Genomic DNA, 19,808 nt, shown 5'->3' on the forward strand with positions numbered 1-19,808 from the left:
GCGCTCTTAGCTCAGTTGGTTAGAGCACCACCTTGACATGGTGGGGGTCGATGGTTCGAGTCCATTAGAGCGCACCAAGTGCGTCCGTAGCTCAGTTGGTTAGAGCACCACCTTGACATGGTGGGGGTCGGTGGTTCGAGTCCACTCGGACGCACCAATATTCAGTATGCGCTCTTAGCTCAGTTGGTTAGAGCACCACCTTGACATGGTGGGGGTCGATGGTTCGAGTCCATTAGAGCGCACCACTTTCAGAATTCCTTCAGCTTGCGCAACTCCACTTTTATTGATCTGCATCGCTTCCCCCTTCTGCTTTTTGATTGGTTTTCGCATACTTAGCGTCTATACTGTCCCGCGTTGCTTACTTGAAAGGTTTCAGCGATCACGTGCTTACTGCGATAACTCAAATGATTTGCGCAACAACAGCGTGGTGGTTACCAACCGTAACCGCACAACTTCCCTGCACGCCTGGCCTTCGTCACCTATTCTTACTCAGTACTGCCCATTTCAGTCTCAATCAGAAATTTCACTTCGATGCGCTGCCATCGGATTCCGCCCTTATTCATCCATCACAACTTACAGAAAATCCGTCATGAAAAAGACTAAAATCGTTTGTACAATCGGCCCGAAAACCGAATCCGAAGAGATGCTGACTCAGCTGCTTGAAGCTGGCATGAATGTTATGCGTCTTAACTTCTCTCACGGCGACTACGCTGAGCATGGCCAACGCATCACCAACATGCGTGCCGTTATGCAAAAAACCGGCCGTCAGGCCGCTATTCTGCTGGATACCAAAGGCCCTGAAATCCGCACCATGAAACTGGAAGGCGGCAACGATGCGGCTCTGAAAGCGGGTCAGACCTTTACCTTTACTACAGACCAGAGCGTGATTGGCAACAGCGAGCGCGTTGCGGTGACCTACCCGGGCTTCACTGCTGACCTGAAAATCGGCAACACGGTGCTGGTCGATGATGGCCTGATTGGTATGGAAGTGACCGAAGTCACTGAAAATACCGTGGTGTGTAAAGTCCTGAACAATGGCGATCTGGGCGAAAACAAAGGCGTTAACCTGCCAGGCGTCTCTATCCAGCTGCCAGCACTGGCCGAAAAAGATAAACGCGACCTGATTTTTGGTTGTGAGCAGGGCGTAGACTTCGTCGCCGCCTCTTTCATCCGTAAACGTTCAGACGTGCTGGAAATTCGCGAGCACCTGAAACAGAACGGCGGCGAGCATATCCAGATCATCTCCAAAATCGAAAACCAGGAAGGCCTGAACAACTTCGACGAAATCCTCGAAGCGTCAGACGGCATCATGGTTGCGCGTGGCGACCTGGGCGTTGAGATCCCGGTTGAAGAAGTGATCTTCGCACAGAAGATGATGATCAAAAAATGTAATAAAGCACGCAAAGTGGTCATCACGGCTACCCAGATGCTCGATTCCATGATCAAGAACCCGCGCCCTACCCGCGCAGAAGCCGGTGACGTGGCAAACGCCATTCTTGACGGTACCGATGCTGTCATGCTGTCAGGTGAGAGCGCCAAAGGCCGTTATCCGCTGGAGTCGGTCACCATCATGGCGACCATCTGTGAGCGTACCGATCGCGTGATGAAGTCCCGCATCGACAGCCAGAGTGATAACCGCAAAATGCGTATCACAGAAGCTGTCTGCCGTGGTGCTGTAGAGACCGCTGAGAAGCTGGAAGCGCCACTGATTGTGGTTGCTACCGAAGGGGGTAAATCTGCTAAAGCCGTACGTAAATACTTCCCGAACGCGACCATCCTGGCGCTGACCACCAATCCGATGACTGCCCGTCAGCTGATCCTGAGCAAAGGGATTGAGACACGTCTGGTGACTGAGATCGCTTCAACCGACGATTTCTATCGTCTGGGTAAAGAAGCGGCGCTGGAAAGTGGCTACGGCCAGAAAGGCGATGTCGTGGTGCTGGTGTCAGGTGCATTAGTACCAAGCGGAACTACCAACACTGCTTCTGTACACGTTCTGTAAAACGCTCTCTGACCATTATTTTGAAGCGCCTTTATCGGGCGCTTTTTTTTATTTCTACTTAAACCAAATGTCAGAAAATTCCAATCGAAAATAACTATTCAAATACTCTTAATATTAAGGTTAATCCGATTAAATCTCTCTGTTTTCGCTAAATTTTTTTATCATATTCTGTGATTCGCTGCTTCTTTGAGCGAACGATCAAATTTAAGCATCTTCTCATCAAAAATTTATTCTCAACTTAAAAAGCTTTGTGTAATACTTGTAACGCTACATGGAGATTAACTCAATCTAGAGGGTATAAATAATGAATCGTACTAAACTGGTACTGGGCGCGGTAGTTCTGGCTTCAACTATGCTGGCTGGTTGCTCAAGCAACGCTAAAATCGACCAGCTGTCTTCAGACGTTCAGACTCTGAACGCTAAAGTTGACCAGCTGAGCAACGACGTGAACGCAGTGCGTTCAGACGTTCAGGCTGCTAAAGATGACGCAGCACGCGCTAACCAGCGTCTGGACAACCAGGCTCACTCTTACCGTAAGTAAGAGTTCTGGTTTAAAAATGGCGCCTTTATGGCGCCATTTTTTTTGCTCCGAATTCAGTGCCCTTCACAGGCACTTATCCGTTCAGGGCTGAACCGCGTTGCCCTCAGCCTGTGTCACCGGGCTATCAGCCCCCACAGAGGCGCTCTCCAGCCCCGCAGGCGGCACGGTATCACTCTGCACCGGCTCCCCACTGCTGACCAGCACAGGCATGCCTGAGCGTCGCGCTAAGCTGGCTTTAATCAGGGCACTATCACTCTTCTCACTTTTCATAAACTGCTTCACTCCGGCAGTGAGTGCAATCGGCATGGTCTGTGGATCGTCCTTATCGTTGCGTGACAGCGGCTGATGCACTTCCACGTAGCGTTTCCCATCCGGCTCTACAGCGTACTTCACCGGCTGATTGATGATCTGTACCCGCGTCCCTTTCGGCGCTGAGTTAAACAGCGCTTCGATATCTTCTGAACGCAGACGGATGCAGCCTGAACTGACGCGCATGCCGATGCCGAATTTCGCATTAGTGCCATGGATCAGATACTGGCCGGTGCCGCGCGCCAGACGCATGGCAAACTGCCCCATCGGGTTATCCGGTCCGGCGGGGACCACGCCAGGCAGCGTAATGCCCTCTTTGGCGTAGCGTTTGCGGATGTTCGCCGTGGGCGTCCAGGTGGGATTAGGGATCTTCTGGCTGATCTGCGTCACCATCACTGGCGTGGCCGCACCCAGCTGGCCAATGCCGATGGGATAGACAATGACCTTATCCTCCCCTTTGGGATAGTAGTAGAGACGCAGCTCGGCCAGATTCACCACAATCCCTTCGCGCGGCGTATCAGGCAGGATCATCTGTAGCGGCACCGTCAGCTGGGTGCCCGCTTTGGGCAGCCAGGGATCGGTACCGGGATTTGCCTCCAGCATGCTCAGCAGGCCGACCTGGTAGCGCGCCGCAATCGCTTCCAGAGGTTGCTTATTGTCAGGAACCTGAGTCACGACGTTTTCGCCAATCAGGCGACTGTCAGGTGGTGGCAGCGGATATTCGGTGGCGAACGCGGGTGCAGAGAGCCCAAAGCAGGTCAGCAGCAATGCACCGGCTAAACGTAAAGCAGGTTTCATGCAATTTTCTCGTCAGATAAAAAAACAGACGCCGGATGGCGTCTGTGGAGTGTAACTTAGCTGAGGTTCTGAGCGGTATGGCGAATAGACCGAATCATCGCCTCCAGCCCCTGCGACCGGGTGGGCGTCAGGTGCTGCATCAGTGCCAGTTCGCCAAACCAGTGGCGCACATCCAGCGCCAGGATATCGGCGGGCGGCAGGTTCTGATAGAGGCTAAATACGATAGCAATCAAACCTTTAACAATAGCGGCATCGCTGTCGCCTTCAAACGCAATGGAACCATCCGCCTGCGGGGTCATTCTGATCCACACCTGACTCTGACAACCCGAAATCACGTTCTCCGGCTGGTGTAAGGTTTCAGAAGATTCCGGAAGCTTTGAACCCAGCTCAATAATGTAGAGGTACTTCTCTTCCCAGTTAGCACAACGGTTGAAGTTGCGAACCAGTTTCTCTTTTTCAGGCAAATTCGCCATCAGGGACTCCGTTAAAACTGTTCAGCCGCCCAGCAGACGATGAATGCGCGTCAAACCGGCAGCCAGACGATCCACTTCCTCTTCACTGTTGTAGAACGTGAAGGAGGCACGGCACATCGCCGGTACATTGTAATGCTGCATCAGCGGCATCGCGCAGTGATGTCCGGTGCGGATGGCAATGCCATATTGATCCAGGAAGCTGCCAACATCGTAGGCGTGGTGTTTACCGAGATTGAAGGCGATAACGCCAGCTCGTGACTGCGGACCGTAGATCTGGATATCCGGAACGGTGCCCAGCTTATCGAGCGCATAGTTCATCAGTGCCGTCTCGCGCTGATGAATCGTATCCAGTCCCAGCGCCTGCACATAGGCCATCGCCGCACCAAAGCCAATAATGCCGCCGGTATTCGGCGTACCCGCTTCAAAGCGCCACGGCGCACTGTTCCAGGTGGTGCCGGTGGGCAGCATGACGCGCTCAATCATTGAACCGCCCCCTTCCCATGGTGGCATCTCATCCAGCAGCGCTTTACGGCCGTAGAGGATACCCACGCCGTTGGGGCCATAGAGTTTATGGCTGGAGAAGGCGTAGAAGTCGCAGCCGATATCCTGCACATCAACCTTGTCATGCATCACCGCCTGGGCACCATCCACCAGCGTGATGACGCCAGCCGCTTTTGCCTGAGCAACGATCGCTTTAACCGGGTTAACCGTGCCGAGCACATTTGAAACATGCGTCACCGCCAGCAACCGCGTACGGCTGTCGATCAGCCCCGCCAGTTGCTCCAGCGCCAGCTCACCGTTGTCATTTAATGGCAGGACACGCACTTCTGCGCCGGTGCGCTGGGCCAGCATCTGCCATGGAACGATATTGGCGTGATGCTCCATCTCAGTGATGATCAGGTTATCGCCAGCCTGGAGGTTACTGCTGCCCCAGGTGTTCGCCACCAGATTGATGCCTTCGGTGGTGCCTTTGACGAAGACAATCTCTTCCTGTGACTGCGCATTGATAAAACGGGCAGCCTGATCGCGCACGTTCTCCATGTCGCTGGTCGCCTGCTGGCTCAGCGTATGGATACCACGATGCACGGCCGCATAGCCGTGCTGATAGAAATGACTCTCGGCGTTAATCACCGAGAGTGGACGCTGTGCGCTGGCCGCACTGTCAAGATAGGCCAGCGGATGACCGTTGACCTCACGCTTCAGGATAGGAAAATCAGCCCTGACGCGTTCGAGATCGAAGTTCATCATATGTCGCCTCCGGGAAAACGTTGCGCGATACGCTGCAGCACGGCCTGACGCATCACCTCATTTTCCAGTGTTTCGGTCAGTTCTGCGGCAAACGCATGAATAATCATGGTCTGTGCAGCATCCTGCTCAATACCGCGCGAACGCAGGTAGAACATCTGCTCATCATCAATACGACCGATGGTGGCACCGTGGCTGCACTTGACGTCATCCGCATAAATTTCCAGCTGCGGTTTGGTATCGACTTCTGAGAGCTTGCCCAGCAACAGGTTGTTGTTGGTCATCTGCCCGTCGGTCTTCAGCGCATGCTGTGCCACTTTAATGTGGCCGTTAAACACCGCACGGCCTTTGTCACGCACGATGGTTTTATGCATCTGGCGGCTGACGCAGTAGCCCTTGTTGTGCTCCAGGTAAGTACGGGTATCCGCCACTTCCTGTTTCACTGGCAGCACCAGGCTGTTGATAGCCAGCGTGGTGTTTTCGCCGTTCAGCTGGGTACTGGTGTTGTGACGCGACAGCCCGGCACCCAGCAGGAAGCTGGTGCTGCTGACCTGGCCATCATTGCCAATGACCAGATCGTTATGCGCAAAGTGATAGCTGGCGCTGCTTTCAAAGGCCAGCTTCGTGTGCGTCAGTTTTGCATTGTCGCCTACCGCAAAGGTAAAGCGCGTGCCGGTGAAATGGGCGCGCTCATCCAGTGAAACGTAGTGCTCAATCACTTCCGCTTCGGCACTCTCTTCCAGCTGCAGGTGATGACGATAGTGAACCGTGTTCATACCCGTCTGCTGACCGCTGGTGATATGCAGCAGATAGACCGGACGCGCAGCGGATTTACCGCGTGCCAGACGCAGGGTCGTCACCTCTTCAGCCAGACTCTCTGTCAGATGCAGGAAGACTTCAGGCTGAACCGCAGCAGGCAGCGGACGGCGCTCGGCGGCCACGCTGTGCTGAACCTCAAACAGTTCGCAGTCGCGACTGCTGAAGGCTGGCTGGAACTGACCGTCAACATAGACCAGACGGATCGCATCCAGCGGCAGCGCCAGTGCATCAACCTGTTCAGCGCTCAGGGTCTGCGGCGCGTCAGGCAGTACAAACTGCTGTGACAGTAAGGTGTCCAGCGGCGTGTACTTCCAGTTTTCGTGCTTGCGGGTTGGCAGGCCAACGCGCATCAGTTGCTGCCAGTGCTGCTGTGCCTGCAGAGAACGCACGTCGCCGCGCGACTCAAACAGGTGATGCCACTGTTGCAGCGCAGAATCACTCTTCGTCGGTAAGCCAGCCATAACCTTGCTCCTCCAGCTGTTTCACCAGCGAGAAGTCGCCAGATTTCACGATTTTGCCCTGATACAGAACATGAACGAAGTCTGGCTTGATGTAATCCAGAATACGCTGGTAGTGGGTCACGATGATAAAGGCACGCTTCTCGTCGCGCAGGCTGTTTACGCCATTCGCAACAATTTTCAGCGCATCGATATCCAGGCCTGAGTCGGTCTCATCCAGGATGCAGAGTTCTGGCTCCAGCGCCGCCATCTGCAGGATGTCGTTACGCTTCTTCTCACCGCCGGAGAAGCCAACGTTGACTGAGCGGGTCAGCAGATCTGCCGGCATCTTCAGCAGCTCAATTTTCTCTTCAATGAAGTCCTGGAAATCGAAGCGATCCAGCTCTTCCTGCTGACGATATTTTCGTACCGCATTGACCGAGGTCTGTAAAAAGAACTGGTTGCTGACGCCCGGAATTTCTACCGGATACTGGAATGCCATAAAGATGCCTTCACCGGCGCGCTCTTCAGGGGCCAGTTCCAGCAGATCTTTACCTTTGAAGCTGACCGAACCGCCGGTCACTTCATAATCTTCACGGCCTGCCAGCGTCGCTGACAGGGTACTTTTACCTGAGCCGTTCGGGCCCATGATGGCATGCACTTCGCCGGGTTTAATTTCGAGATTCAGGCCACGCAGAATGGCTTTATCTTCAACACTGACCTGCAAATCTTTAATGCTTAACATACTTATTCCTTCACATTGCTTCCGGCAACGCGTGTGACGGCATCAGCCCACACTGTGCTCAAGGCTGATGGCTAACAATTTCTGGGCTTCCACAGCAAATTCCAGTGGCAACTCCGAGAATACGTCTTTACAGAAGCCGTTCACGATCATCGAGATGGCGTCTTCTTCACTGATACCGCGTTGCAGACAGTAGAACATCTGATCTTCGCCGATACGTGATGTCGTGGCTTCATGCTCAAGCTGAGCGGTATTGTTGCGGGTCTCCACATACGGGAAAGTATGTGCGCCGCAATCAGGACCGATCAGCATCGAGTCACACTGCGTAAAGTTACGGGCATTGGTCGCGGTTGGCATGATTTTCACCAGCCCGCGATAGGTGTTCTGACTTTTACCGGCCGAAATCCCTTTAGAGATGATGGTCGACTTGGTGTTTTTACCAATGTGGATCATCTTGGTGCCGGTATCGGCCTGCTGACGACCGCTGGTCAGTGCCACTGAGTAGAATTCACCCACCGAGTAGTCCCCGCGCAGAATGCAGCTTGGGTATTTCCAGGTGATAGCAGAGCCGGTTTCAGATTGCGTCCAGGACATCTTGCTGTGGTCACCTTCACACAGCGCGCGCTTGGTCACGAAGTTCAGGATACCCCCCTCACCTTCGCCGCCCGGGAACCAGTTCTGAACGGTCGAATATTTCACTTCGGCATTTTTGTGGATGATGACTTCCACCACGGCAGCGTGCAGCTGGTAGGTGTCACGCACTGGCGCTGAACAGCCTTCGATGTAGCTGACGTAGCTGTCTTCATCGGCAATCAGGATGGTGCGTTCGAACTGACCGGTTTTCGCTGCGTTGATGCGGAAATAGGTCGACAACTCCATCGGGCAACGCACCCCTTTCGGGATATAAACGAAGGTGCCGTCAGAGGCGACCGCCGAGTTCAGCGCCGCAAAGAAGTTATCGTTCGCCGGAACAACCGTGCCGAGATACTGCTTCACCAGCTCCGGGTGCTCCTGGATCGCTTCGCCAAAGGAACAGAAGATAATCCCCTGCTCCGCCAGCTTGCCGCGATAGGTGGTCGCCACCGAAACGGAGTCAAAAATGGCGTCAACCGCCACTTCACGGCCTTCACGCACCGGGACACCCAGCTGATTAAAGGCGTTTTCCACTTCCTGTGTCAGATAATCGCTGGCTGGCGCGCTGCCTGAAGCCTGCAGTGCACCGGGTTCTGATGCGCAGCTGTCATCACAGTTGCCGCAGGAAGGCGCGGAGTAGTAGCTGTAATCCTGGTAGTCGAGTTTTTCGTAGTGCGCTTTCAGCCAGTGTGGCTCTTCCATTTCAAGCCAGGCACGAAACGCTTTAAGACGAAACTCCAGCATCCACTCTGGCTCGTTACGCTTGGCCGAGATCGCCCGCACCACATCTTCATTGATGCCGTTGGCAAATTCTTCGGTTTGCAGTTGGGTAAAGAAGCCCTCTTTGTAGTTGAGCTTGCCTTCCCAGATTTGTACATCGTCAGATGTTTCGCTGTGTCGTGACATATTTCACTTACTCGACGCCAAAGCTCTCACCGCACCCGCAGGCGTGCTGAGCTTTAGGGTTATTGAATTTAAAAATCTGATTCAGGCCTTCACGAACGTAGTCCAGTTCGGTGCCATCAACGAATGGCATCGCCTGTAGCGGCACAAACAGCGTTGCGCCATGGAATGAGAACTGCAAATCATCCTCGACTGGCTCTTTCACCAGATCCATGACGTAACCAAACCCGGCGCAGCCGGATTGTTTTACGCCGAGCCGCAGACCCTTGACATCGGGGTCCTGAGCCGCCAGATTGAGAATTTGTTGCGCTGCGGTTTCAGTCAGCGTCAGCCCTTTCCAGACAAAATCGTCGGGTGAGAAAGAGTCTGTATTAACGGATGCCATGTTGATACCTCTTGAGTCCGGACCTTTTCAGGCTATCCCCCTATGGTAGTGATCTGACCAATCACTTCAACCTCTTGTTTTGCAGGGATAATCATCTTGTGCGGTTTTATTTGCTTAATTATTAAGCATAGCCTCTTCAGCTCACCTTGTGGTGAGCGCGTCAGCATAAATAAGCCAGTGTTAACCTATTAATAAATCACTCTTTTTTAAATAACCATTTTTGATAAAAATGCTTATTGATAGGTTACGCCTTTCTGCGATGTAAACAGATTGTTATTTCCGATTATACCGACAGGCAGGATAAATCGATAAATTTTTCTGCCCGCCAATTGCAATCACAGCTCAATTGAATATGATAATTATTATCATTAACATTCAGGGTGGCGTTATGACGCTTTCTGTCTCAGCCTGGCTGCAGCACAAAATCGACGAATATCAGTTTGCGGTGCGTGATATCACCGTCGACTTTTATATGGCGCAGGCAAAGCTCGACCGGGCCGACTGCACGATTCATCAGCTACGTCAGTTTAACGATGCCTGTCAGGATATGGCAGAAATCTGCCAGTTGAACGGTGACGACCAGAGTTACCTGCATGCCATGGGTAAACTGCATCACCGACTGGTGCAGGAGATGGGAAACAGCGATCGCGATCGCCTGTTTCGCCTTCAGGCTTATCAACTGGCGCGATTGTCCCTGACCCGCCTCTGCCATCAACTGGCAATGGTCGGGGAGTGGAACCAGGCCACTGCGCTGCAAAGTGACTTCATGCGTCACGCAGGCTGGATATTCTAATCCAGCCAGGGCGTGACGTCGCGCACAATTTTTTTACATTAGCTCTAACAATGCCTGAAGCGGATGACGCATTCCGTTGCCCTCTACACGCTTGACCTGACTGCGGCACGAATAGCCGGTGGCCAGGCAGCGCTGGCGTGGCAGTCGCTGAAGCTGGGGATGCCAGGAGAGCGCGTAGATCCCCAGCGAGTTTTCAAGGTTCTTACTTTCGTGACCGTAGGTGCCTGCCATACCGCAGCAGCCAACATTGATGTTTTCCAGCTTCGCGCCAAAACGGGAGAAGATCGCCTGCCACTGATTCGGCGTGGAGGGCAGCGCGGTCACCTCGGTGCAGTGTGCAAACAGATACCAGGATTCTCCGCCCGCGACCTGCACGTCACGCCCGGCCAGAGCACGCTCTAACCACTCATGCACCAGCAGGACGTTAAAGTCGCCGCGTGATTCGCCCAGCGTCTGACGATACTCATCGCGATAGCAGAGCACCGTAGCCGGATCGACACCGACCATGGGCAACCCCAGTTTTGCCACCCGATTCAGGAAATCGGCGGTGCGGGACGCCGTGCGGGCGAAACGTTGCAGGAAACCTTTCACATGTTGCGCTTTGCCATTTGGTGAGAATGGCAGGAGCACGGGCCGGTAGCCCAGTTTCTCAATCAGCCTGACAAAATCGTTAACCAGCTGCGCCTCATAGAAACTGGTAAAAGGATCCTGCACCACCAGCACACAGTTTGCGCGTTCAGCGGCTGACAGCCCTTCCAGCTGCTCCAGCGTCATGTTCATGGCGGGATGACCACTGAGTTGCTGTTTCAGATTAGGGGCCGAAAGCAGCGGCAGATCGACCATACCGATATGGGTTTTACTTATCTCTTTCAGCCACGGCTGGCGCAGGAAGAAGTTAAATACTTTCGGTGCTTTCGCCATCAGCGGCGCATAGCCCTCTACTGCTGCCACCAGGTGATCGCTGACCGGACGCAGATACCGGGTGTGGTAGAGCTGTAAGAAGCGCGAGCGGAAAGCGGGCACGTCAATTTTAATCGGACACTGGGTGGAGCAGGCTTTGCAGGCCAGACAGCCCGACATCGCCTCTTTCACCTCGTGCGAGAAGTCATACTCCCCTTTGCTGGCGTGCCAGCTATTGCGGGTACGGGCAATCAGAGTGCGAAGCGACAGCCGATTTTCGGGCAGCTGCTTTTCCAGGGTGAGCGGATCGACGCCCTGCCCGGCCAGCAGCCGCAGCCACTCCCGCGTCAGTGTTGCCCGCCCTTTGGGCGAGTGAATGCGGTTGCGGGTGATCTTCATGGAGGGACACATCGGGCTGCGGGCATCAAAGTTAAAACACAACCCGTTGCCGTTACACTCCATCGCGCCACGCCATTCATCCCGGACCGTTAACGGGATCTGACGATCATAGGTTCCGCGCTTCACCGCATCGACCTGCATCATTTCATCATTACTGTTGAATGGCGTACAGATCTTGCCCGGATTCAGGCGATTGAGCGGATCAAAGGCCGCTTTAATGCGGCGCAATTCGTTAAACAGCGTCTCACCGAAGAATGCCGGACTGTACTGGGCTCGAAATCCTTTGCCATGTTCACCCCACAGCAGGCCGCCGTAGCGCGCTGTCAGCGCTACGACTTCGTCGGAGATCTGCTTCATCATCATCTCCTGCTGCGGATCGCACATATCCAGCGCCGGACGCACATGCAGTACACCTGCATCGACGTGACCAAACATGCCGTAGCTCAGCCCGTGGCTGTCGAGCAGCGCGCGAAACTCGACAATGTAGTCCGCCAGTTTTTCCGGTGGAACCGCGGTATCTTCCACAAAGGGAATCGGTTTAGCCCGGCCTTTGGCATTTCCCAACAGACCCACCGCTTTTTTACGCATGTTATAGATGCGTTCAATGCCATCCAGGTCGTTACAGAACTGATAGCCAATCACGCCGCCCTGCTGCTGCGCCATCAGTGCGTCAAGGCGGCCACAAAGCTGTTCAATCTGCTGATCGATCAGCGCGGCGTTGTCACCGGCAAACTCAACAATATTCAGACCCAGCATCTCTTTGTCGGGTACATCGGCGATCAATTCGCGCACCGAGTGCCAGACAATGTCTTCGCGCGCCAGGTTCAGCACCTTAGAGTCAACGGTCTCTACCGAGAGCGCCTGCGCTTCCACCATAAAAGGCGCATTGCGCAGGGCGGAGTCAAAGGAGTCATATTTGATATTCACCAGTCGGCGCACTTTAGGCAGCGGCGTGATATCAAGCCGCGCTTCCGTGATGAAGGCCAGCGTGCCCTCTGCACCACACAGCAGGCGCGTCAGGTCAAAGGTTTGCATATCGTCGCTGAAGACATGGCGCAGGTCATATCCGGTCAGGAACCGATTCAGCTTTGGAAACTTTTCCAGAATCAGCGCACGATGCTCGCGGCAGCGCGTCAGCACCTGCTGATAGAGCCGGCCTTCGGGCGTCGCCGTCTGCGCCAGGGTTTCAGCCAGCGCGGTGGCCATTGGCCGCGTATCAAGGATATCGCCGCCCAGCAGCACGGCGCGCAGGCCCAGCACATGGTCCGAGGTTTTGCCATAGACCAGCGAGCCCTGGCCGGACGCATCGGTATTAATCATGCCGCCCAGCGTGGCACGGTTACTGGTGGATAACTCTGGCGAGAAGAAAAAGCCGAATGGCTTCAGCCAGGCGTTAAGCTGATCTTTGATCACCCCCGCTTCAACCCGCACCCAGCCCTCATCGGTATTGATCTCCAGGATACGGTTCATGTAGCGCGACATATCCACCACAATCCCCTGATTCAGCGACTGACCGTTGGTGCCGGTACCGCCGCCGCGCGGGGTAAATACCAGGCTGGCAAAGCGCGCTTCTCCGGCCACGCGGGCGAGTAGCGCAACATCCGCAGTCGAACGCGGAAAGAGCGCCGCGTCGGGCAGCAATTGATAGATGCTGTTATCGGTGGAGAGTGAGAGACGATCGGCATAGCTGGTTGCCATGTCACCGGTAAAACCCTGCTCTTTCAACGACTCAAGGAACGTCAGCACCAGTTGAACGAGGCCCGGTGCCTGCGAAATCTGTGGGATCATGATTGTCTGACCGAAGGTGTTGTAAACGTTTGCGTTTATAGATTAGCGATTTCTCGTTTTATCATATTTTTCCTGCGCCTGCCCTTTTTTCAGAAAAGGCAAAAACCTTTCTCCGCAACTCTGTTTAAACCTCAGCAAATAGATCATGATAAAAACGGGCATCCGAATGCCTGAAAATGAAGGATTAAGACGAGGTTATGAGTCAATGATGAAAAGCCAGTACCGGGATATGGATTTACCGCAAATACTCTTCACCCTGATGTTCATTCTGCTGCTGATTGTCGCCTGTTTATGGGTCGTGCAGCCGTTTATTCTGGGCTTTGCCTGGGCCAGCATGGTGGTGATTGCCACCTGGCCATTGATGCTGAAATTCCAGCGACTGTTATGGGGACGCCGTTCCCTGGCGGTGATCGTGATGACACTGCTTCTGCTGCTGCTGTTTATTATCCCTATCGCCCTGCTGGTCAGCAGCCTGATTGATAACAGCGCGCCGGTGATTGCCTGGGTTACCCAGGGGCATATGATGCCGCGACTGTTATGGCTCAACGATGTCCCGATGGTCGGCAAGAAGCTTTATGTCAGTTATGACACGCTGGTGGCGAGCGGCGGTGCCGGCGTCATGGCGAAAATACAGCCCTATATCGGCCGTACCACCGGCTTTTTTGTCGCGCAGGCCGGTCATTTCGGACGCTTTATGATCCATCTGGGCGTGATGTTACTGTTCAGCGTGCTGCTTTACTGGCGTGGCGAACAGGCTGCCCAGGGCATTCGTCACTTTGCTTTCCGCATGGCGGGACGGCGCGGTGATGCCGCCGTACTGCTGGCGGCGCAGTCCATTCGTGCCGTGGCGCTTGGCGTAGTAGTGACGGCGCTGGTACAGGGCGTGCTGGGCGGTATCGGTCTGGCGATCTCCGGCATTCCTTACGCCACGCTGTTGACGGTACTGATGATCCTCTGCTGTCTGGTACAGCTCGGCCCGCTACTGGTGCTGGTTCCCGCCATTATCTACCTCTACTGGAGCGGAGATACAACATGGGGAACGGTGCTGCTGGTCTGGAGCTGTGTGGTCGGCACGATGGATAACGTGCTGCGCCCGATGCTGATCCGTATGGGTGCCGATCTGCCAATGATCCTGATTCTTTCTGGTGTTATTGGTGGACTGTTTGCGTTCGGGATGATTGGTCTGTTTATCGGGCCGGTGGTTCTGGCGGTCTCCTACCGTCTGGTTTCCGTCTGGGTTCATGAAGCGCCTGCCCCGGATAGTGACCAACTGGCCGTGGCTGATGCCCTGGCGGATCACGATGATACCCCGCCTGCTGTATGATGAGATGCAACAACCCGCTGCGCCGCTAGCCCCCATAAGCATTGATTAGTGCGGTTAATGATGATTAACCGCACCCCTTCTCTCAGATCAGATAAATTCTGTTTTCCATTAGCGATTTTTAAGAAAAAAGCCACCTTTGGCCTGAAAGTGACCTTTTCGGGCCAAAAAAGATTACTTTCTGCACTGTTTCTTAAGCCAAATGGCGAAGTAAAGGTCACAAAAGATTATTGGCTTTAAACTAATAAGAGGATTCTTAAAGACGACAGCCAGCCGTATGAATAACATGTTTCCTATGTTCGAAATCAACCTGATGATTTTCAGACAATCTCATTCCCCTGAGTAGAGTAAAGAATTGCTGTGTGTAGTCTTTGCCCATCCCCTGTGATGGGCTTTTTTTTTGCCTGAATCTGACCAGATATAAACAGAAAAGGCCCGCATAGCGGGCCCTGAAGAGTGCTAACAACCCGTATCAGGCTGTTTTATTTAACTGCGCCAGACTCACCCAGGTCTCCACCACCGTGTCCGGGTTCAGTGACAGACTGTCGATGCCCTCTTCCATCAGCCATGCGGCGAAATCCTGATGGTCTGACGGTCCCTGCCCGCAGATTCCGACATATTTCCCCTTCTGCTTCGCGGCCCTTATGGCCATTGAAAGCAGCATCTTCACGGCCTCGTTACGCTCGTCAAACAGCGCGGAGACGACGCCAGAGTCGCGGTCCAGCCCCAGCGTCAGCTGAGTCATGTCGTTTGAGCCAATAGAGAAGCCATCGAAGTGCTCCAGGAACTGATCCGCCAGCAGGGCATTTGACGGGATCTCGCACATCATAATGATCTTCAGCCCGTTCTCGCCGCGCTTCAGTCCCTGACGCCCCAGCTCTTCCACCACAGCCTTCGCCTGCTCAACGGTGCGCACAAACGGAACCATAATCTCGACGTTTGTCAGGCCCATCTCGTTGCGAACACGTTTCACCGCTTCGCACTCCAGTGCAAAGCAGTCCCGGAAGCTGTCAGCGACATAGCGACCCGCACCCCGGAATCCCAGCATCGGGTTTTCCTCTTCCGGCTCGTAGCGTTCTCCACCCACCAGGTTGGCATATTCATTGGTTTTAAAGTCAGAAAGTCGGACAATTACGCGTTTCGGCGCAAAAGCGGCGCCAAGCGTGGCAATTCCTTCAGTCAGGCGAGCGATGTAAAACTCCACCGGATCATCAAATCCTTTCATCATTTTACGGATCTGCTGCTGCAGCTCCGGCGTCTGTTGGTCAAACTCCAGCAGCGCTTTAGGGTGGACGCCGATCATACGGTTAATGATAAATTCCAGCCGCGCCAGACCCACGCCTTCGTTAGGCAGACAGGCGAAATCAAAGGCGCGATCGGGGTTGCCCACGTTCATCATGATCTTCAGCGGCAGTTCAGGCAGTGAATCGACCTGCGAACTGGTGACGTCGAAATCGAGCAGTTGATCATAGACGTAGCCGGTATCACCTTCGGCACATGAAACAGTGACGTTATGCCCCTCTTTCAGCCGGTCGGTGGCATCGCCACAGCCCACCACTGCCGGAATGCCCAGCTCACGCGCGATGATCGCCGCATGACAGGTCCGTCCGCCACGGTTAGTCACAATCGCTGATGCTTTTTTCATGATCGGTTCCCAGTCCGGGTCGGTCATGTCGGTCACCAGCACATCGCCTTTTTCAATGCGATTCATTTCGCTGATATCGTGGATGACCTTCACCACGCCTGCGCCAATACGATGACCGATAGCACGACCTTCCACGACGACGCTGCCCTGCCCCTGCAGCGTGTAACGCTCCATTACCTGACCATTTGAGCGTACGGTTTCAGGGCGCGCCTGAACAATAAACAGTTTGCCGGTGTGCCCATCTTTGGCCCACTCAATATCCATCGGGCGCTGATAGTGCTGTTCAATCAGCACCGCCTGCTTCGCCAGCGCCTGCACTTCCTCATCGCTCAGGCAGAAACGGTCGCGTTCGGCCTCAGGCACATCTTCGATCCGTACCTGCTCGCCATGCGCCTGGGAATCGGCATAGACCATGCGAACCTTTTTCGAGCCCATATTGCGGCGCACAATCGACGGACGATCGGCTGCCAGGGTTGGCTTGTGCACATAGAACTCATCCGGGTTAACGGCACCCTGCACCACCATTTCCCCCAGCCCCAGTGCGGCGGTGATAAAGACCACCTGATCAAAGCCGGACTCGGTATCAATGGTGAACATCACACCCGAGGCGGCCAGGTCTGAACGCACCATGCGCTGTATTCCCGCTGAGAGCGCAACACCACGATGGTCATAGCCCTGATGCACACGGTAGGAGATAGCGCGGTCATTAAACAGCGAGGCGAAGACATGCTTTACCGCCACCATGACGGCGTCGATGCCCTGTACATTCAGGAAGGTTTCCTGCTGGCCGGCAAAAGAGGCGTCAGGCATATCTTCTGCGGTTGCAGAGGAGCGCACGGCAAACGACGCGGCATCATCATCAGCAGAAAGCTGCTTATAGGCGTCCAGAATGGCGGACTCCAGCTCGGGCAGGAACGGTGTCTCCACGACCCACTGACGAATCTGCTTACCCGCTTTTGCCAGCGCATCAACGTCATCAATATCGGTCTCATCCAGCAGCGCATAAATACGCTGATTCAGCCCGCTTTGATCGAGGAACAGGTTAAAGGCGTAGGATGTGGTCGCGAAACCGTTGGGCACGGAAACGCCCAGCGACGACAGATTAGTAATCATTTCACCCAGAGAGGCATTTTTGCCCCCCACCCGGTCAACATCATGCATGCCAAGCTGGTTATACCAGAGCACGAGTGGCTGTTCGCCTTTACTGGACATTGAGCTTATCCTTTATCAATTATCAATGAATGGACACAGGGAGTAATCTGTCTTCAGCCTGGCATATCACCCTCTCAATAACGATCTGTTGAATCGTTAAAGCAGAATTTCAGCCACAGTTTCGGAATTGTGAGCGCATTATTTTGCTGTTGCGCAAAGTCGCCTTTTTTCTCTAAATGATTGATGCCACAGGAAATGGCAGATTTTCAGCCACTTAAGCATTCAGTTTTGTTGCGCAACAACTGCGTGGCTATTTGCGGCTTAACGACGGATTAAAAGAATGCTGGCTCAACGAGCCACCCTTTCATTTTTAGTATCGTGATGAAACGACAGACAAATAATCCGGACAGACATTCCAGAAATTAAAATCAGAGATGATTTATTTAATCGCATGGCCCATGCTGAATGCTCACTCTTGTCTGAGGCTGATTTCGTTATGACAACTGACAGAAGCGTTTTTTATATCTCCGATGGTACGGCCATTACGGCTGAGGTGCTGGGTCATGCGGTGCTGTCGCAGTTTCCGGTCAATATCACCAGCCTGACGCTGCCGTTTGTGGAAAATGTTCAGCGGGCGCTGGCGGTTAAAGCCCAGATTAACGCGCTCTATCAGCAGAGCGGTGTCCGGCCGCTGGTCTTTTTCTCCATCGTGACGCCGGAAGTGCGCGACATCATCGTACAGAGTGACGGCTTTTGTCAGGATATCGTCCAGGCGCTGGTCGCCCCGCTTCAGCAGGAGCTGGGGTTATCGCCCGCGCCGGTGGCACACCGTACCCATGGACTGGATGCCAGTAACCTGGGTAAATATGACGCACGTATCGCGGCCATCGATTACACCCTGGCGCATGATGACGGCATCTCGCTGCGCGGGCTGGAAGATGCGCAGGTGATTTTGTTAGGCGTCTCGCGCTGTGGCAAAACACCCACCAGCCTCTATCTGGCAATGCAGTTTGGTATTCGCGCCGCCAACTATCCATTCATTGCCGACGATATGGATAACCTTAAACTCCCGCCCGCGCTGCGCGCGCATCAGAATAAACTGTTCGGGCTGACCATCGACCCGGAACGGCTGGCTGCGATACGTCAGGAGCGGGCGGAAAATACCCGTTACGCCTCGATGCGTCAGTGCCGGCTGGAGGTGGGCGAAGTGGAAGCGCTGTTTCGCACTCATCAGATCCGCTATCTCAACAGCACCAACTACTCCGTGGAGGAGATTGCGACCAAAATTCTCGACATTATGGGCCTGACTCGCCGCATGTACTGATGGGTAACTGGCGCTGAACTGTAAAGCGGCGCTGCCGTCGCTTTTGATTTCATTATTAAATTCCGGGTTGAATTCGCAGACTAATGGTTTATTGTGACCACCATCACTTCCCGGTATTTCACCGCTGCGAAGAACCGTTTTCGAGAAACCCATGAACAAAACCGACGAACTGCGTACCGCACGCATTGGTAGTCTGATTACCCCCGCCAGCCTGGCGGCTGAGCATCCTGTCTCTCCGGCAATTGCCGACAATGTCACCGCTGCCCGTAAACGTATTGCCCGTATTCTGACGGGTGAAGATCCCCGCCTGCTGGTGGTGATTGGCCCCTGCTCGCTGCACGACCCGAAAGCGGCACTGGAATATGCTGAGCGTCTGAACGCGTTACGCCGCCGCTATGAAGATCGGCTGGAGATTGTGATGCGCGCCTACTTTGAAAAGCCGCGCACCGTAGTGGGCTGGAAAGGCTTAATCTCCGATCCGGATCTGGATGGGAGCTACGATGTGAACCGCGGCATAGGCATCGCCCGCCAGCTGCTGATTGATATCAACGCGCTGGGCCTGCCTACCGCCACGGAATTCCTGGATATGGTGATCGGCCAGTTTATTGCCGATCTGATTAGCTGGGGCGCGATTGGCGCACGCACCACCGAAAGCCAGATTCACCGCGAAATGGCATCGGCCCTCTCCTGCCCGGTCGGCTTTAAAAACGGCACCGATGGTAACGTACAGATTGCCGTGGATGCGATTCGCGCCGCGCGCGCCAGCCACATGTTCCTTTCGCCCGATAAGCTGGGCCAGATGACTATCTATCAGACCAGCGGCAACCCGCATGGTCATGTGATCCTGCGTGGCGGCAAACAGCCTAACTATCATGCCAGTGATGTTGCCGCCGCGGCCGAAAGTCTGTCGGCATTTAATCTGCCACAGCAACTGGTGATCGACTTCAGTCACGGTAACTGCCTGAAGCAGCATCGTCGTCAGATGGATGTCGCGGCAGAGGTGGCAGAACAGATTAAAGCGGGATCGCAGGCCGTTGCTGGTGTGATGATTGAAAGCTTCCTGGAAGAGGGCAATCAGAAAGTCGTCAGCGGCGAACCGCTGGTCTACGGCAAGTCGATTACCGATCCCTGCCTCGGCTGGCAGGAGAGCGAAAAGGTGCTCGCCCTGCTGGCCGAGGCGGTTTCTCACCGCCTCTGAG

General features: G+C 54.4%; 15 protein-coding genes, 3 tRNA genes and 1 other RNA gene. 10 read left to right on the top strand and 9 right to left on the bottom strand.

The genetic code is table 11. The features are described 5' to 3' along the window. From NR195_RS04235 to NR195_RS04255, 5 genes are all read left to right on the top strand, one after another. Positions 1 to 77 (top strand) — tRNA-Val (locus NR195_RS04235). 3 nt (positions 78 to 80) lie between these two features. After that, a tRNA-Val gene (locus NR195_RS04240) sits at positions 81 to 157 on the top strand. A gap of 11 nt (positions 158 to 168) precedes the next feature. Next, positions 169 to 245: transfer RNA gene (locus NR195_RS04245), tRNA-Val, on the top strand. A gap of 344 nt (positions 246 to 589) precedes the next feature. Next, the gene (pykF, locus tag NR195_RS04250; RefSeq protein WP_010245613.1) at positions 590 to 2,002 is read left to right on the top strand and encodes a pyruvate kinase PykF; all 1,413 of its coding nucleotides are present in this window, start codon (positions 590 to 592) and stop codon (positions 2,000 to 2,002) included. A gap of 304 nt (positions 2,003 to 2,306) precedes the next feature. Next, positions 2,307 to 2,543 (top strand): major outer membrane lipoprotein, encoded by a 237-nt coding sequence (locus tag NR195_RS04255; RefSeq protein ID WP_003853216.1) that lies wholly within the window; start codon positions 2,307 to 2,309, stop codon positions 2,541 to 2,543. A gap of 81 nt (positions 2,544 to 2,624) precedes the next feature. On the opposite strand, the gene NR195_RS04260 is transcribed toward NR195_RS04255, so the two are convergent. From NR195_RS04260 to sufA, 7 genes are read right to left on the bottom strand one after another with little or no spacing between them, the layout of a single operon-like run. Further along, positions 2,625 to 3,650 carry a L,D-transpeptidase family protein gene (locus NR195_RS04260; RefSeq protein WP_033757482.1) on the bottom strand — a complete coding sequence of 342 codons (1,026 nt, stop codon included), beginning with the start codon at positions 3,648 to 3,650 and terminating at the stop codon, positions 2,625 to 2,627. A gap of 56 nt (positions 3,651 to 3,706) precedes the next feature. Then, positions 3,707 to 4,123 carry a cysteine desulfuration protein SufE gene (sufE, locus tag NR195_RS04265; RefSeq protein WP_010245623.1) on the bottom strand — a complete coding sequence of 139 codons (417 nt, stop codon included), beginning with the start codon at positions 4,121 to 4,123 and terminating at the stop codon, positions 3,707 to 3,709. A 21-nt stretch (positions 4,124 to 4,144) separates the two neighbouring features. Next, on the bottom strand, positions 4,145 to 5,368 hold the full coding sequence (gene sufS, locus NR195_RS04270) for a cysteine desulfurase SufS (RefSeq protein WP_010245626.1): 1,224 nt from the start codon (positions 5,366 to 5,368) through the stop codon (positions 4,145 to 4,147). Next, positions 5,368 to 6,648, bottom strand: a complete 1,281-nt coding sequence (gene sufD, locus NR195_RS04275) for a Fe-S cluster assembly protein SufD (RefSeq protein WP_010245628.1) — start codon at positions 6,646 to 6,648, stop codon at positions 5,368 to 5,370. Before sufD ends, sufS begins: the two co-directional genes overlap by 1 nt. After that, complete coding sequence (gene sufC / locus NR195_RS04280; RefSeq protein WP_010245631.1) at positions 6,623 to 7,369, bottom strand: Fe-S cluster assembly ATPase SufC; 747 nt, start codon at positions 7,367 to 7,369, stop codon at positions 6,623 to 6,625. Before sufC ends, sufD begins: the two co-directional genes overlap by 26 nt. A gap of 42 nt (positions 7,370 to 7,411) precedes the next feature. Next, positions 7,412 to 8,905, bottom strand: coding sequence for a Fe-S cluster assembly protein SufB (gene sufB, locus NR195_RS04285; RefSeq protein ID WP_010245634.1), 1,494 nt, complete (start codon positions 8,903 to 8,905; stop codon positions 7,412 to 7,414). Between the two features lie 7 nt (positions 8,906 to 8,912). Further along, positions 8,913 to 9,287, bottom strand: coding sequence for a Fe-S cluster assembly scaffold SufA (sufA, locus tag NR195_RS04290; protein WP_010245637.1), 375 nt, complete (start codon positions 9,285 to 9,287; stop codon positions 8,913 to 8,915). Between the two features lie 388 nt (positions 9,288 to 9,675). On the opposite strand from sufA, the gene NR195_RS04295 reads away from it, so the two are divergent. Then, positions 9,676 to 10,080, top strand: coding sequence for a hypothetical protein (locus NR195_RS04295; protein ID WP_010670035.1), 405 nt, complete (start codon positions 9,676 to 9,678; stop codon positions 10,078 to 10,080). Positions 10,081 to 10,113: 33 nt separating this feature from the next. Here the strand turns inward: NR195_RS04295 and NR195_RS04300 are convergent, their stop codons facing one another. Further along, positions 10,114 to 13,167: an FAD-binding and (Fe-S)-binding domain-containing protein gene (locus NR195_RS04300; protein WP_256844155.1), complete on the bottom strand. Its 3,054-nt coding sequence runs from the start codon at positions 13,165 to 13,167 to the stop codon at positions 10,114 to 10,116. A gap of 205 nt (positions 13,168 to 13,372) precedes the next feature. On the opposite strand from NR195_RS04300, the gene ydiK reads away from it, so the two are divergent. Both ydiK and rprA read left to right on the top strand, forming a co-directional pair. Further along, positions 13,373 to 14,491: an AI-2E family transporter YdiK gene (gene ydiK / locus NR195_RS04305; RefSeq protein ID WP_010670033.1), complete on the top strand. Its 1,119-nt coding sequence runs from the start codon at positions 13,373 to 13,375 to the stop codon at positions 14,489 to 14,491. A gap of 292 nt (positions 14,492 to 14,783) precedes the next feature. Next, positions 14,784 to 14,891: antisense sRNA RprA (gene rprA / locus NR195_RS04310), an RNA gene on the top strand. A gap of 69 nt (positions 14,892 to 14,960) precedes the next feature. Here the strand turns inward: rprA and ppsA are convergent. After that, entirely contained in the window at positions 14,961 to 17,345 is a 2,385-nt protein-coding gene (gene ppsA / locus NR195_RS04315) for a phosphoenolpyruvate synthase (RefSeq protein WP_010245649.1), read from the bottom strand. A gap of 436 nt (positions 17,346 to 17,781) precedes the next feature. Here ppsA and NR195_RS04320 point away from each other — a divergent pair, with 436 nt between their 5' ends. Both NR195_RS04320 and NR195_RS04325 read left to right on the top strand, forming a co-directional pair. Beyond that, positions 17,782 to 18,609, top strand: a complete 828-nt coding sequence (locus NR195_RS04320) for a pyruvate, water dikinase regulatory protein (protein WP_010245652.1) — start codon at positions 17,782 to 17,784, stop codon at positions 18,607 to 18,609. Between the two features lie 151 nt (positions 18,610 to 18,760). Continuing rightward, positions 18,761 to 19,807, top strand: a complete 1,047-nt coding sequence (locus NR195_RS04325) for a 3-deoxy-7-phosphoheptulonate synthase (RefSeq protein ID WP_010670032.1) — start codon at positions 18,761 to 18,763, stop codon at positions 19,805 to 19,807. The last annotated feature ends 1 nt before the right edge of the window (position 19,808 follow it).

This window comes from Pantoea sp. Ft-CA_14 (assembly GCF_024520875.1).
Taxonomy (GTDB): Bacteria; Pseudomonadota; Gammaproteobacteria; order Enterobacterales; family Enterobacteriaceae; genus Pantoea; species Pantoea agglomerans.

Bases quoted from the DNA above. Each gene is read 5' to 3' on its own strand.
- NR195_RS04255 (WP_003853216.1), top strand. From the start codon at position 2,307: ATGAATCGTACTAAACTGGTACTGGGCGCGGTAGTTCTGGCTTCAACT.
- sufC (WP_010245631.1), bottom strand. From the start codon at position 7,369: ATGTTAAGCATTAAAGATTTGCAGGTCAGTGTTGAAGATAAAGCCATT.
- NR195_RS04320 (WP_010245652.1), top strand. From the start codon at position 17,782: ATGACAACTGACAGAAGCGTTTTTTATATCTCCGATGGTACGGCCATT.
- sufE (WP_010245623.1), bottom strand. From the start codon at position 4,123: ATGGCGAATTTGCCTGAAAAAGAGAAACTGGTTCGCAACTTCAACCGT.
- sufB (WP_010245634.1), bottom strand. From the start codon at position 8,905: ATGTCACGACACAGCGAAACATCTGACGATGTACAAATCTGGGAAGGC.
- NR195_RS04300 (WP_256844155.1), bottom strand. From the start codon at position 13,167: ATGATCCCACAGATTTCGCAGGCACCGGGCCTCGTTCAACTGGTGCTG.
- ydiK (WP_010670033.1), top strand. From the start codon at position 13,373: ATGATGAAAAGCCAGTACCGGGATATGGATTTACCGCAAATACTCTTC.
- pykF (WP_010245613.1), top strand. From the start codon at position 590: ATGAAAAAGACTAAAATCGTTTGTACAATCGGCCCGAAAACCGAATCC.
- sufS (WP_010245626.1), bottom strand. From the start codon at position 5,368: ATGAACTTCGATCTCGAACGCGTCAGGGCTGATTTTCCTATCCTGAAG.
- NR195_RS04325 (WP_010670032.1), top strand. From the start codon at position 18,761: ATGAACAAAACCGACGAACTGCGTACCGCACGCATTGGTAGTCTGATT.
- sufD (WP_010245628.1), bottom strand. From the start codon at position 6,648: ATGGCTGGCTTACCGACGAAGAGTGATTCTGCGCTGCAACAGTGGCAT.
- ppsA (WP_010245649.1), bottom strand. From the start codon at position 17,345: ATGTCCAGTAAAGGCGAACAGCCACTCGTGCTCTGGTATAACCAGCTT.
- NR195_RS04260 (WP_033757482.1), bottom strand. From the start codon at position 3,650: ATGAAACCTGCTTTACGTTTAGCCGGTGCATTGCTGCTGACCTGCTTT.
- sufA (WP_010245637.1), bottom strand. From the start codon at position 9,287: ATGGCATCCGTTAATACAGACTCTTTCTCACCCGACGATTTTGTCTGG.
- NR195_RS04295 (WP_010670035.1), top strand. From the start codon at position 9,676: ATGACGCTTTCTGTCTCAGCCTGGCTGCAGCACAAAATCGACGAATAT.